14 protein-coding genes are annotated in these 13,688 nt (G+C 34.7%); 3 read left to right on the forward strand and 11 right to left on the reverse strand.

The window, feature by feature from the left end; translation table 11 throughout:
* Positions 1–15 precede the first annotated feature (15 nt).
* Positions 16–900: a permease gene (locus IEU51_RS08110; RefSeq protein ID WP_186088551.1), complete on the reverse strand. Its 885-nt coding sequence runs from the start codon at positions 898–900 to the stop codon at positions 16–18.
* A gap of 89 nt (positions 901–989) precedes the next feature.
* Positions 990–1,310, reverse strand: a complete 321-nt coding sequence (locus tag IEU51_RS08115) for an ArsR/SmtB family transcription factor (RefSeq protein WP_186088550.1) — start codon at positions 1,308–1,310, stop codon at positions 990–992.
* A gap of 265 nt (positions 1,311–1,575) precedes the next feature.
* Between IEU51_RS08115 and IEU51_RS08120 the strand changes: the two genes are divergently transcribed.
* Genes IEU51_RS08120 through arsC form a run of 3 tightly spaced genes read left to right on the forward strand, consistent with a single transcriptional unit; the run spans position 1,576 to position 3,601 of the window.
* The gene (locus IEU51_RS08120) at positions 1,576–1,896 is read left to right on the forward strand and encodes an ArsR/SmtB family transcription factor (RefSeq protein ID WP_186088549.1); all 321 of its coding nucleotides are present in this window, start codon (positions 1,576–1,578) and stop codon (positions 1,894–1,896) included.
* On the forward strand, positions 1,893–3,182 hold the full coding sequence (gene arsB / locus IEU51_RS08125) for an arsenite efflux transporter membrane subunit ArsB (RefSeq protein WP_186088548.1): 1,290 nt from the start codon (positions 1,893–1,895) through the stop codon (positions 3,180–3,182). The genes IEU51_RS08120 and arsB overlap by 4 nt, the downstream gene beginning before the upstream one ends.
* 17 nt (positions 3,183–3,199) lie before the next feature.
* Positions 3,200–3,601, forward strand: a complete 402-nt coding sequence (gene arsC, locus IEU51_RS08130) for an arsenate reductase (thioredoxin) (RefSeq protein WP_186088547.1) — start codon at positions 3,200–3,202, stop codon at positions 3,599–3,601.
* Between the two features lie 209 nt (positions 3,602–3,810).
* Here the strand turns inward: arsC and IEU51_RS08135 are convergent, their stop codons facing one another.
* The 9 genes from IEU51_RS08135 to mobT form a co-directional block, all read right to left on the reverse strand.
* Positions 3,811–4,722: a conjugal transfer protein gene (locus IEU51_RS08135; protein WP_186088546.1), complete on the reverse strand. Its 912-nt coding sequence runs from the start codon at positions 4,720–4,722 to the stop codon at positions 3,811–3,813.
* A gap of 15 nt (positions 4,723–4,737) precedes the next feature.
* A complete protein-coding gene (locus tag IEU51_RS08140) occupies positions 4,738–5,754 on the reverse strand; it encodes a bifunctional lytic transglycosylase/C40 family peptidase (protein ID WP_186088605.1) in 1,017 nt (338 codons plus the stop codon).
* Between the two features lie 5 nt (positions 5,755–5,759).
* Entirely contained in the window at positions 5,760–7,889 is a 2,130-nt protein-coding gene (locus IEU51_RS08145) for a CD3337/EF1877 family mobilome membrane protein (RefSeq protein ID WP_408634893.1), read from the reverse strand.
* A complete protein-coding gene (gene tcpF / locus IEU51_RS08150; RefSeq protein ID WP_186088544.1) occupies positions 7,870–10,323 on the reverse strand; it encodes a conjugal transfer ATPase TcpF in 2,454 nt (817 codons plus the stop codon). The genes IEU51_RS08145 and tcpF overlap by 20 nt, the downstream gene beginning before the upstream one ends.
* Positions 10,307–10,699, reverse strand: coding sequence for a conjugal transfer protein (locus tag IEU51_RS08155; RefSeq protein ID WP_186088543.1), 393 nt, complete (start codon positions 10,697–10,699; stop codon positions 10,307–10,309). Before IEU51_RS08155 ends, tcpF begins: the two co-directional genes overlap by 17 nt.
* A gap of 68 nt (positions 10,700–10,767) precedes the next feature.
* On the reverse strand, positions 10,768–11,268 hold the full coding sequence (locus IEU51_RS08160) for an antirestriction protein ArdA (protein WP_186088542.1): 501 nt from the start codon (positions 11,266–11,268) through the stop codon (positions 10,768–10,770).
* 75 nt (positions 11,269–11,343) lie between these two features.
* Positions 11,344–11,994, reverse strand: coding sequence for a DUF6037 family protein (locus IEU51_RS08165; protein WP_308808182.1), 651 nt, complete (start codon positions 11,992–11,994; stop codon positions 11,344–11,346).
* 101 nt (positions 11,995–12,095) lie between these two features.
* Positions 12,096–12,317, reverse strand: coding sequence for a hypothetical protein (locus IEU51_RS08170; RefSeq protein ID WP_050349780.1), 222 nt, complete (start codon positions 12,315–12,317; stop codon positions 12,096–12,098).
* A gap of 129 nt (positions 12,318–12,446) precedes the next feature.
* Complete coding sequence (gene mobT / locus IEU51_RS08175; RefSeq protein WP_186088604.1) at positions 12,447–13,646, reverse strand: MobT family relaxase; 1,200 nt, start codon at positions 13,644–13,646, stop codon at positions 12,447–12,449.
* Positions 13,647–13,688: the final 42 nt, after the last annotated feature.

Here is a 13,688-nt window from a genome sequence, read left to right on the forward strand (position 1 = left end):
TTACCACCTTTTCCTTTAAAATATTAAATTAACAATAAGACCAGTAGAAACAGCTACAATTATAATTGCTGATATAAAGGCGAACAAAAATTTCTTTTTAAATAACTTGGATAATAGGGCAACTTCAGGAATACTAGCTCCTGCACCGCCAATAACTAAAGCAATTACTGTACCCATTGACATCCCTTTTGAAACAAGCGCTTCTGCTATAGGTAGCATTGTTTCTGGTCTGATATACAACGGTATTCCAATAACTGAAGCAATGAGAACCGAAAAGACACCATCACCACTTGCATATTTCGTAATAAATTCAGTGGGTATAAAGCCATAAATAAAGGCACCTATGAAAACCCCAACGAATAGGTAAGGTAACATTGGATAAAGAAAAGCCCATGCATCATTTAAAGCCCGTTTTATTCTAGATCCTTGGTTATTACTAAAGAATCCGTCTCCTTTTACTGTTACACCTTTATACGATTCCAATAAATTTAATTTTGAAAACACAATACCTGTTAGTATGCTAAATATACTTAAAACAACAACATAAACAATTGTAATTTTCCATCCTAAAAGTGCCCATAACATAAATACAACTACCGGATTCATTAAAGGCGATGCTATAAGAAAACTCATCGCTGGACCAAATGGTACTTTAGAATTTAATAATCCAGCAAGAATAGGTATTGTCGAACACGAACAAAAAGGTGTTATTGCTCCGAAAAATGTTCCTAAAATATAATTAACAGCTCTGTTCGGCCGATTTAAGAATTTCTTAATTTTCTCTTCCGATATTACTTGTTGAATTAGGCTAACAATAAAGCTTACTACAACGAACAATGCAAGCAATTCAAAAAATAATATAAAAAATGTTTTCGCAAACTCCATAATAGTATCTGACATTAATTTAACTCCTCACTTATATTAATTAATTTTTGTTGATATATTAATCAAAAAAAATTGATTTATAGGTTAAATAATAGAGATACTTGCTAAAAGAACTTGCAACAAGTATCTTCGTTTAAAACAAGCTGTACTTGTTCTTCATTAATTCTGTAATAATTCCAGGTTCCATGCTTTTCCGAAATTAATATATTAGCATTTACTAATTTTTTTAGATGGTAAGAAAGTTTAGATTGTTGCAAGCCTAATTTTTCTTCCAAATCACAAACACATAAATTTTTATCTGGACTTTGATTGATTTCGTTTAGTATCTTCAGCCTTATTTTATCAGCTAATGCACTAAACATGTTTTCATAAAAATCGAGAGTCTCTTCATTACTTAGTTGTTTAACAATTTGAATTACCTCCATGTTCACCACCCCCTTCTTTAAATCAATTTTTCTTGATGTATATAAATCTAAATTAAAAACTTACATTTGTCAACACTTATGATTCATTTAAAAATCATAAGTGTTACGACTTCCCCTATTGAACCTAAAGCAATAGGTACAATGACAAAAAATATATATGAGACGTTTAAAAGTCATTGAATAAAAATGAAGTAAATTACAACTAATCATAGACATATATCTATATAGATGGTATTCTATAATTAAATTAATCAGGAGGGATTTTATGAACTATCAGGAATTATCTAGTACGATAAAAACTATGGCTGATCCTAGCAGGTTAGAAATATTAGACATATTATCGTGTGGAGAATTATGTGCATGTGATTTGTTAGAACACTTTCCATTCTCGCAACCGACTTTAAGCCATCATATGAAATCTTTAGTCCAAAACCAACTTGTGACTTCTCGCAAAGAAGGTACAAAGACAATGTATCAACTGAATCAAGATTTAATCACCGAGGTAACATCACAACTTTCTTTATTAGGTTCTAATCATACCCCATGTATATGTGAAAACATTCGAAATGGTGAGTGTGATTCATGACAGTATTAGCAATTCTTATTTTCTTGCTAACTTTAATCTTCGTCATTTGGCAGCCTAAAGGGCTTGATATCGGTGTAACAGCTATAATAGGAGCTATCCTTGCAATCATAACAGGTGTTGTTTCTTTTTCAGACGTAATAGAAGTAACAGGCATCGTATGGAACGCTACCCTGACTTTTGTTGCCGTGATTATCATTTCTTTAATTTTAGATGAAATAGGATTTTTTGAATGGTCTGCAAGACATATGGTTTTAGCTTCAAAAGGAAACGGCGTAAAAATGTTTATATATATATCTTTATTAGGATCGCTTGTTGCCGCTTTTTTTGCGAATGATGGAGCAGCGTTAATTCTAACACCTATCGTCCTTGCCATGGTTAGAAACCTAAATTTTGAAGAAAAAGTGGTCTTTCCGTTTGTTATTGCAAGTGGTTTTATTGCAGATACTACGTCCCTTCCTCTTATTGTAAGTAATTTAGTAAATATTGTGTCAGCAGACTACTTTAACATAGGATTCCTAGAGTATTTTAGCAGAATGATTATACCCAATCTCTTTTCACTTGTAGCGAGTATTTTAGTTCTATGGTTATACTTTAGGAAAGCGATACCTAAGCATTTTAACGATAAAGAACTACAAGCCCCAAGGGAAGCCATAAAGGATAAAAATCTCTTTAAGTATTCATGGTTTGTTTTAGGAATATTATTTGTTGGATATTTAACAAGTGAATTTATCGCTATCCCTGTGTCAATAATTGCAGGAATTGTAGCTATTGTATTTTTACTAATGGCTAGAAAGTCAAAAGCGGTAAATATTCGTCAAGTCATAGTGGGTGCGCCTTGGAATATTGTCATTTTCTCCATAGGTATGTATCTTGTTGTGTTTGGATTAAAAAATGCAGGTATCACAACAATTTTAGCAAATATACTAACGTCTTTGAGTGATAACGGACTATTTACAGGTATTATGGGTATGGGATTTATTTCGGCATTCTTATCTTCCATTATGAATAACATGCCAACAGTATTAATTGATGCTATTGCCATTGATCAGGCAAGTGTTACCGGTTTATTAAAAGAAGGTTTAATATATGCAAATGTTATCGGTTCTGACTTGGGTCCAAAAATTACACCTATTGGATCTTTAGCCACACTTTTATGGTTACATGTTTTGTCTCAAAAAGGCATGAAGATATCTTGGGGGACTTATTTTAAAACGGGTATCGTAATCACCATTCCTGTATTATTTTTCACACTAATTGGATTGTATTTAACTTTACTAATATTTTAAGAGAGTAGGTAATTTATATGGCAAACAAGATTATTTATTTTATTTGTACTGGCAACTCCTGCAGAAGTCAAATGGCAGAAGGGTGGGCTAAGAATATTCTAGGGGAGGAATGGGATGTTTATTCAGCTGGTATTGTCGCACACGGGGTTAATCCGAATGCTGTAGCAGCTATGAAAGAAGTGAATATTGATATTTCTAATCAAACTTCTGACATTATTAATCCAGAAATTATAAAGAAATCAACTTTACTTGTAACCCTATGTAGTGATGCCGACAATAATTGTCCGATACTACCTGCTAATGTAGAAAAAGTACACTGGGGATTTGATGATCCCGCTGGTAAACCATGGTCAGAATTTCAAAGAGTGAGAGATGAAATAGGAAAAAGAATTGAAAAATTTAAAAACACAGGAAAGTAATTAAAAAGAGTCTTAAGTATTATTTAAATATATGAAATTATTTATCTCAAAAGTGAAGTGTATGAAATCAATTTTTAAAAACTGATTTCATACGCTTTTAAATTCCCCTAAGTTTCGTCTCCACTTTTATTGCATTATTGTTTTTTGAAAATTGTAACTACAATCAATTTGACCTACAAACAAAAAAATTGTATTTCATATAAATATCTCTATTTTACAATTATCCAATTCATTTCTTTCTCTAACGTCAGATTGTACTGCGAGATTTGGGTTACTTTCGTTATCTCATCTATATATTCCACTGTTAACCATACTCGCATCCACTCTCCGTCTTGTTGGATTATAGGATTAATCAGATTGGAAAAAATATAATCTTTTTCAATTGATGGCAAAGCATCATCTTTAACATAATAAGCAAGTTCTTTCTCTGTGGCAGTTGGATAAAACCTAAAAAACGTCTCCAAAAACTCTGTCACCTCTTGCACTGTATCAGAATCGACCGTGCCATTACTTTCAGGTTGTTCTGGTTCATAATCTGATTTATTCGGTATGCTCCATATGGTTGGACTTTGGGTAGTCACTAAGTTTCCTGTGCTATCTTGATGAAGTAAGATTCGATAAGTGGAATGAATCGTTTCATTATTTTTTTCTTCTGTAATTTTTTGTTCTACGGAATAAACAACTGCATAATCATCATTATTTTCTTGTGAAACCGACCAAATATCAATATCACTGACACTCGAACTAGTAGGAATGTCTGCTCTTACTGTATCAGTATTTAAAGCATGCAATTCCTCTGTTAGATACAGGCTTAACTTTTCTTCTCGTCGTTCAATCGATTCTTTATTGTTTTGCCACGTATAGTAATCTTTCACAAAGTTTTTCGTAAAGCTTTCAATTGCACTTGTGTCCACAAGCTTTGTTTCAATGACTTCTTTTTCATGAACTATATGCTGATCAATAGCTGTAAAGTTCTTATAAATCCCAAAGACAAGGCTACTGATTAATACCATCCACAAAACCGTAACGGATTTCTTACGTGTGCCAACACTTTTTACTTTTGTTTTCGATGACTTTGTTTCCGCCGTTTGTTTTTCTTTTTTTCTAAAGATGTTTTTCATTTATTCCAACCCTTTCTATTGTTTAATGCGCCCAGCTCCAATTAGATGTTTTTGCCAATAAGCAGTCGTCAAATCTGCATAGCCAATCGGATCACCTGCGTTATACATTTGATTGTCTCCAAGATAAATTCCAACATGGGTAACATACGTTCCAGAGTTATACGTTGAGTGAAAAAATACTAAATCACCTGGCTTTGCTTCCGATAAAGGGATATGTTCTGTAAAGTCATATTGTTGTTGTGCTGTTCTTGGTAAATTAATGCCAGCCTTTTGATAGCTCCATTGTGTAAGCCCACTACAATCAAAAGAAGTGTTTGGGTTATCTCCACCAAATACATAAGGATAGCCTTCGTACTTCAAGGCTTCATCCATCACTAACTGCACAAGGTCACCATCAAATTGTGGGGAGTGAAAATATTGATTAACCAAGTCAACGTAGAACATATTGCCATACAGGTATCGCCAACCACCGTTCTTTTTTACCGCAATTGGGTTGGAATAAGTCGTTTTACTTCCACCTGAATGTTTTTTCGCAAAGCTTTGGGCTAAATCAAAACTATATCGCTTTCCCCTTTGTGCAACATAATCAATGAACCCACCGCCATAGTTATAAGCCTGTATGACCGTATTTCCATCCACTCCTTTAGATCCTGCGGATTGAATTAAATCTGCAAAGTATTTTACGCCTTGCTTTATAGATGCTTCTTCCGAATCTAAAGTATTTGGTGGCAATCCCATTGATTCACTTGATTGCATCACATCAATTAACCTTCCACCACTTTCCACTTCCATAATTGCGAGTAATGTTGACACATATTCACTAACGCCATATTCTTTCGCATATTTCTCTACCATTGGTCGGTGCTTTAATACACCTGCTGACACAGAAACACTTCCCACGCCATCCATGTCAGAATAATTTCTTCCTGATGAATCATCTTCATTAGAAATAAAGAGTGCCACAAAAACCAACAATCCAAAAAAGAGTAGAAAGCCTACTCCATACGTAATGAGCATTATTTTTAATCGCATGATCTTCATTGACGTTCCCTCCTATTTGTAGACGCAGAACGTTTCTGAAGCTGTCTCTTCTTCATTACTTTGATTGGTTTATCCGGATGCTTCATCACTTTTTGTACTTTTTGTTTACGTTCCATTTCAGGGCGTTCTTTATAAACTGATATTTTTCTATTCAACTTCTCCTGTTTGAATTGGTCCTGCATCCCATGGGTTACATGTTCTTGAGCGTTTGTTGATGTCTTTTGTTGCTGTATAATTCTCCCCACAATCGGTTCTCTTTGAGTAACTGGTCGTGTATGAGTAGCCTGATTACGAGAAGGTTCACGCTTTTTATCTAATGACCTTCGTTTATCGGCTATCGTTTGACGATGTTTTACTGTTCGTTCGTTTGCTGCTTTTTTTCTTTGTTCTTTCGCCTGCACAACACCTTCTTTAAAATCATGAACAGGCTTTTTCAACTGTTCTTTCCCTTGCATTACCGCATATTTAGTATTCGTTGGTAAATCAACCAATTGTTCTTTTCGATGTTTGATATTTTCTCGAACCTGACTTTTTGCACCAAGTACCTTGCCCGTTACTTGAACAAACTTCTGACTTAATGAAGTTGGATTCGCTTGTTCGTTCGCCTTTTCGCGATTCTTTTTTGGTGATGATGTTAGTCGTTGTAATGGGCGAAGTGGCGATGAACTCCCTTTTGCTTTTTTAGATTGACCAATTAATGCACCAGCCGTTGCACCTGCAAGTGTACGGGTAATATTACGTTGTAATCGGCGACTACCACGATTAAACATGCGATAAGGACGACGCATCACTTTACGGCTAACGTTTTGTGAGTCATTGCTTTGTAAGCTAAACATACTCATGATGTCACCAAGTTTCATGTAAATGCCCGCAAACGTGACAATCTGCAAGAAGGCAATTAAGAAAAATGGATAACTCGTTGTTAAACTGTACAGCATGGATGAAATACTGAAAGCAACGGTAATAATTAACGTGATACCCGCGCGAAGCATAATCACATTAAACAATTTCATAATCGCCTGTTTTCCCATGTTTTCGAAAGTCGGTATCATGGAAAGTAAAAAACTAATGGGCAAAAACATCGCATAGATAATAAACAAAATTTGCGAGAAGATCATAATTCCCGCTAAAAGAAACACAAAAACGGAAATCCCGATATTGAATAGAAATAAAAAGAAGACCATTCCTAAACGTGTAGTGGTCTTCGTAATCGTTAAATTTTTATTGTCATGATCTTCAATTTCTGCTTTAACCGCATCTTCACGATCTTTTCCGTTATTAGCATCTGGACTAATCGAAACTAACGTCTCAACTCGATCTTCTCCAATCGTTTCTTTATCCGAATCATCAAATTGCAACAACATCCAAGGTTGCTCCACTTGAATGGAAAAGAGGTTATTCCGTATCAAATCGACACTATCTTTTCCCTGACTACTCGAATTCGGCATCAAAATTTTTGTTCCTAAGTCCAAGCTTGCTTGACTAATATCAGCAGAAAAGTTATTGATTTTAGTAATATACGTTGGAGCATAGGCAATAAAAGAAGCCGACAAAATAAACACGACTAAAAAGTTCAGAATCGCTCGAATGGCTTTCGTCGTTTCTCGCTTCATTAAACCTGTATAAGCCACGTAAATCCCAATGACTAAAATAAACAGAAGCAAGAAACCAACATAAAAACCTGAACTACTAAACCCATTTGCGGTAATCCCAGCTAATGTTTGCATGTTTTTTCCGATGGCATCTGCCGTTTGTGAAATGAAATCGAGTGAGTAAGCTTGTTGGATTAAATACCCTGTCGCATTGGACAAATACAAGCTAATAATCCAGATGAAATTGGTAATCATGTAGAGTCCATACATGACTTGTTTACCAATTCCATCATTCCAGTTCCACGGCAGCCAATCCCAACCTGTATCCACATAAAAATCGAGTTGGTAATGGTCTAATGGATAAAGAGAATACAAGTTATCTTCTGATACCGTATCATCAACTAATCCCGCAGCATTTGCGAAAGTGCCGAGTAAAAGAAGACATAGAAAAACGGCAGCACTAATCAGCACTACCGTTAAAATTATCTTTTTTAGTTTTTGTTTGTTCACATTGTCACCTCGTTTCTTTTTCATTTGTAGGTGGTCGAGTATCGAATGCATCAAATAAATCTTCAAAAACAGGATGGACTTGAATAATCCCAACCCGTCCATATAAATCTTGGATCAAGCATTGACCATTTTCTAATTCACGAAGTCGCCTTTGATTGCCTTCATCTTCTTTATCGACGCCAAAAAACTCCAAGGTCTTTTTAATTTCATTAATATCCCTAGAACGAAAGGCAAACTTCACACCGATATTATTTTTTAGTTTTTCATCGGTTAAATCATCTGCGTTTTGTGTTACAAAATATACGCCCGCATTCATCGCACGTCCTGCACGAACTAATTTATTCGAGAGTGTTTTCCCTTGTGCGACTTGCAGGAAACTCCAAGCTTCATCCAAATCAACAATTTTAAATATGCTTCGATCAGAATGGATAAAGTCTAATGCGAAGGTAGAAATTACAATCAACATCGCAACACTAAGGAGTTCCATTGTTGTGTATTCTTCAAAACTAGTTTCCGCATCAGGTAACACCAAATCAGCTACTTGAATAATGTTTAACTGTTTCTCTAAACTAATCGAATTTTTCACCGTTCCATCTGAAAATAGAAGGTGAGCGAAATCATAGTCCGTAAAACTTTCAATATGGTCCGCAATCGGACCAGCTAATGGATTAGGATCACTTCTTAATTCATGAATCACAAGAAGCAAGCCCCGTTCTTCCTGTTGACCAACGGCACGAATCGCACGTCGCAATACAGGAAATTTATCCCCATCCCGACTCGATATACCCGTGAGAAAGGTGAGAATATCAATCGCAAGACTTTCTGAATCCTTTTTCTTTTTCATAATGACAAAGGGATCAAGTAGTCCTTTGTTTGAATCATCACTTGTTAAATTAACAATATTTATTTCATGTGCCATTTCAGGCAATGTTTCTTTCCAGTTGCCACGTTCTGCCTTTGGATCAACGATGAGTGCTTGTCCTCCGAAAAGAACAGCATAATAGACCAGTAGATTGTTGGAAAAAGATTTCCCACCACCAAGTGAACCTAAGAAAGCAGAAGCCAAGGCATTTGTGACTGAACCTTTGACCCCTTGACTCGCTAAACTAGGATTGAGATATACATTTCTTCCTGTATCCAAGTTGTAACCAAAATAAATCCCTTCTGTTTCACCAAGCATTTGTGTAGCACCAAATCCAAGTCCAGCTAAAAAGTCAGATGTAACATACTGAATATAATCATTCATATATCGTTTACTGGCAGGAATAAATTCACTGTGTAAACCAATCATATCGCCAAATGGGCGAACAAGTTTTACGTTTAAATCATCATAAAAATCTTTCACTTCATTACACCGTTGTTTCAGTTCATCTAAAGTAGAAGCAGATACGCGAATGACATAACTTAACTTGTACATCGATTCTTTACTTTGATCAAGTACATCTTCTAATTCATTCACTTGTTCCAAGGCTTCTAACACATTGCTTCCTGTTTCATTGTTGGATTCCCACGCATGATCATCTAAATCTTTCAGTTCTTTTTTCTTATTGCGCACAGTTGATAATGCTTTTTTATTCGTCACGATTTCCACATTCATGGATGTATCTATGGGGAAAGTGAATTGTTGTTGTTGATAATAAAAGATTTCATCTGATGGAAACTCCAAATCACCAACAATTGAATTGATCGTAAAATAGGCAACATATGTTGTCTGTTCTTCTTGTTCGATTTTTAAATAACGTTGATTTTCTTCTATTAAACAACGTGTTGGCTTAATAATGTCATAGTGTTTCACTAAAGTTTCATGATTTAACTTTTTCAGTGGAAGCACGTAGTCATAGTCCTCATAAGCAACATCTGATTGACCATGTAGATGTTCAATTAAATAACCAAAATCATTTTTCTCTAAAGGACGGATTTTGAAACGTCTTGAAATTTTGTTTTGCAGTAAAGACTCCATTTTAGAGAAACGTCTCATTTCATCATGAGGCATGGACACAAAATCACCCATTAAATGATGGTTCACATCACGAACAAAAGAAGATAGTGAATTTTTAATCGATTTCCCCATAGATTTCATACTAACCTCTTCTTCATTCAAGAGCAGTTTAAAACCAATAAAGAAACGATAGTCTACTTGATGTTCCCCGATCATCGAAACAAGCGCTTCCGTTTGATCGTCAATTCGTGCATAAGCAACGTCTTTTAATCGACCAGTAACTAAATCTTTACTACGCTCTTGAACAGAACGAATACTACTGGCCGTACTAATTTGTAGAGCATGAATTTTTCCGTCTTGATTTTGTGCAATCAATTGGCGAAAATGATCATGTACTTGTATTTTTTCGTCTGGTGATAAAAAGGAATAATTATAGGGAAGCAATTCATAATAGGCAAAGCATTCTCCATCACGGTTAAAGACAAGATTATTTTCCATATATTTAATCGGATAACGCATGGATTTCACTCCTTACAGCTGTAATACTTTCATTCACTTTCACATGTTGTAATTTAATTGGCTTCCCTGCATAAGTTATTTTAGGACGAAAAAAGTAAGTGATGACGGATTTCAGAAAGCTATATGGCTTTTTGCCATCAAATGTTTTTTGACTCATAAACCATGTTAAGCCAACAGGAATTCCAACATATTTTAATAGTGCTCCATTAATCAATGAGAGCGGGGGAAGATTCCCAAGTAACATGACAAGCAGAAGCGAAAGTACAAACCACGACATTTGATTAAATGTGACGGGAAAGGGCAAGCGAAAATCATTGATTGCATAAATGACTTTTTCAACCGACCAAATACGGGTATAACTTTTTAATTTTTTCATAAGTTCTCCTTTCAAGAAAAAACAGCCTGCATATTATACACAGACTGTTTTCGCATTTTTATATTTACTTATCCAACATATTCAAATACACCATGTGACGTAACGAGAAAACTCCCGTTTATTTCTAAATCTCTTCCAGGTGCTTGATAATCGATATAATTCTGTAAATTAGTAGGTACCTCACCAAGCATACCCGTTTCTTCAACATAGTAACGAGCCACATCTTCCATATCTTCACAATCTGTATAACAGATAATATCATCTTGATTCTCTAGCAATTCTTCTAAGCTATCAAACCAGTAGCCTTGAATTTCAGATAGTTCATGGTAAATTGGTGAGCCTTCTAAATTTTCTACCATGGCACATAACCGATTGATTTCAGAAATTGGGGTGTATTCACCAATTTCAAATGGTAATTCGTAATCATGTATGGCGTATTCTTCATATTCACTATTTAAACCGATGCGTTCTTTCACTTCTTCCATATCGATTGGTGGGGTAAACCAATCTCCAACCAATTCGCCCTCATTATATTTTCCGAGATTGGCGATATATACTTGCATGTCCATCAGTTTTCACATCCTTTTTGTTAAAAATAGGCATAAAAAAACAGCAGACAATAAATGTCCACTGGAAAATTCATTTTATCTCTTTGCAAATGCCCGCTTAATTTCTAAGTCGCTTTTACAGTCAGCTTTTTCTGTTGAAAAGTAAAAGCTCAAATTAGTATCATTACGAAATGTTTCATATAGTTCTGGTCGAAGCATTTCTGCTTTATTACTATTAGCAATACTACGCTTTTTCAATGTTCCATCAGCTTTTTTGCCATTACGACGAACCTCATAACAATACACTGCTTTTGGATTATTCCCTTCTGCACGACTACCAATTATTTTTTGTATCCTATCACTTTTCTTTATGATTTTTTCTTCAGGTATAAATTCAGAGAAAATATTGGCAAAATCTACAAATAAATCTCTCCCCATATTTCTATTTTCCACACCAAAAAAATCACAAAATTCTTTAAAATCATCAAAATAAACTTCATAAAAGTCAATAAATCCTTTAATTGAATGTTCCGTATTGTTATCTTTTACAAATTCTACTTTAGCTTTAGCATGCTGATTTGGTTTTCTTTCCTTTTCATTATACAAAGTTAATATAACAATGTATTGTTCAGTTTTATATTCAAAGATAAAAGAATCTATCATCCACTGTTTTTTCTCCATGTCCTTTAATAGACACGGCAATTTATTAAAACGTATTTTCGTTTTCTTATTCGTCAAATTTACCAAGACCTTTCCATTTTAAGCCTATTGTATCATCCCCCGTTCTCTAAATCTAACTACAACATTCAGAATAAAGATTCTACTATTTTAATAAACCAATCCATATATCACGCTCCAATAATACGATTGAATAAGTTTAACAATACATCTTTCACTCCACTTGCATTAAATACCAACCCTACCGCAACTAAAGCAACAATTAAAAAACCTATCAATTTAGAGAACTCTCGTTTAAAGCCTAAATAAATACCAATTACAACGATTGCCATTAACACCAACGATTGTGCATTACTTAAAAACCAGTTATACAAATTTTGTCCAAAGTTCATTATTCATTTCTCCTTCCATCTACTAATATTTTGTCACTTGACGCATGCATTCGATAAACCATAAAATAATACCACCTATGATGGCAATAAAAATAAATTTGATGATTTTCATGGAAACCCTTCAATCTATCATTTAATAACATCTTCTGTTTCAAGTGCCTGTTGCATCAATAATTGTTGATGTCGTTTGGTTAACTTCGCTTGATCCAGCATATCTTTAATCACAGTTGTTTGATTGATTTCATCTAGTTTAGTTGCCAGTTTCCAAGTAGGGGCTACTTGACGTGCCAACCATCTAAGTGTTTTATCGAATGTGTAAGGTTCAGGTTTTGTTGTTAAATAAATTCTTCTGTTTTCACCTAAATCTAAAAAACGCTGCCACTCTGCATTCATTGGCCAACTACTTCGCCGTTTTTTCTCATCTTTATCAACAAATCGAATATATCGGTTAATAATGGAAAAGGCTGTTCGTCCCGCATCTTCGTAGGTCATTAAATCAACAACTGCATGATAAGCACGATCATTTTTCAATCGAATTTCAAACCGATTTTTAATGTCCGTATCTTCAAGTGATGCGCCATGTTTCACGTATTGTTCGTAATCTTTTTCATACACACAAAAATACACATCACTTTTCAAGGAACCAATATATAACGTATTTCCCATATCCCGTTTTTCTTCTCCATGAACTAATTCGCCAGAACGATAACTTTTAAAGCTACGAAACACAGAAATACATTCTTCATTTCTACATTTGTTCGTCAAAAATGGAATATCCAATATGCCTGTCCTATCATTGATTGCTAGGTCAACTCGTTTAAAGACACCATTCACACGGAATACATCCATAAAGAAATCAAACCATGTACGTTGCTGGGCTAATAAAAAGTTTTCAAATTGACGACAACCCTTACCTTTGAGTTCAAGTAAACAACCTTTATCTTCATCAGGCGAAACCATAACGACAATGTCACCAAAAACATATTGTTCCAAGTAAGAATAAAACGCATAATCTTCATGGATCATATACTCCATTTTCAATCGTAAGATTTCTTCAATAACTGGCTTCGGGTTCGTTGTTAAAAAACGTATTCGCACGTAATCAAATAAAATTTCCAAAGGTGCTTCTGGATTAAATTGTTCTAATATATCGAACATCGCCTGTTGTAACGTTTGAGTCGGTGTAATTTTTCCTGTTTCAATCTCACTAATATATTGCCTTGAAATTCCTACATGTACCGCTAATTTGTTTTGCGATACGCCGTATGCCAATCGTTTTTCTTTTAATTGTTGATACCAAGGTACTTCATTCATATGCATTCCTCCCAACACAAAAAAGATGTCAACTAAAGGATAAAAGCTGACATCTTC

This window comes from Phocicoccus schoeneichii, from assembly GCF_014635565.1.
GTDB lineage: Bacteria > Bacillota > Bacilli > Staphylococcales > Salinicoccaceae > Phocicoccus > Phocicoccus schoeneichii.

Bases quoted from the DNA above. Each gene is read 5' to 3' on its own strand.
- IEU51_RS08110 (WP_186088551.1), bottom strand. From the start codon at position 900: ATGTCAGATACTATTATGGAGTTTGCGAAAACATTTTTTATATTATTT.
- IEU51_RS08115 (WP_186088550.1), bottom strand. From the start codon at position 1,310: ATGGAGGTAATTCAAATTGTTAAACAACTAAGTAATGAAGAGACTCTC.
- IEU51_RS08120 (WP_186088549.1), top strand. From the start codon at position 1,576: ATGAACTATCAGGAATTATCTAGTACGATAAAAACTATGGCTGATCCT.
- arsB (WP_186088548.1), top strand. From the start codon at position 1,893: ATGACAGTATTAGCAATTCTTATTTTCTTGCTAACTTTAATCTTCGTC.
- arsC (WP_186088547.1), top strand. From the start codon at position 3,200: ATGGCAAACAAGATTATTTATTTTATTTGTACTGGCAACTCCTGCAGA.
- IEU51_RS08135 (WP_186088546.1), bottom strand. From the start codon at position 4,722: ATGAAAAACATCTTTAGAAAAAAAGAAAAACAAACGGCGGAAACAAAG.
- IEU51_RS08140 (WP_186088605.1), bottom strand. From the start codon at position 5,754: ATGCGATTAAAAATAATGCTCATTACGTATGGAGTAGGCTTTCTACTC.
- IEU51_RS08145 (WP_408634893.1), bottom strand. From the start codon at position 7,889: ATGAAAAAGAAACGAGGTGACAATGTGAACAAACAAAAACTAAAAAAG.
- tcpF (WP_186088544.1), bottom strand. From the start codon at position 10,323: ATGCGTTATCCGATTAAATATATGGAAAATAATCTTGTCTTTAACCGT.
- IEU51_RS08155 (WP_186088543.1), bottom strand. From the start codon at position 10,699: ATGAAAAAATTAAAAAGTTATACCCGTATTTGGTCGGTTGAAAAAGTC.
- IEU51_RS08160 (WP_186088542.1), bottom strand. From the start codon at position 11,268: ATGGACATGCAAGTATATATCGCCAATCTCGGAAAATATAATGAGGGC.
- IEU51_RS08170 (WP_050349780.1), bottom strand. From the start codon at position 12,317: ATGAACTTTGGACAAAATTTGTATAACTGGTTTTTAAGTAATGCACAA.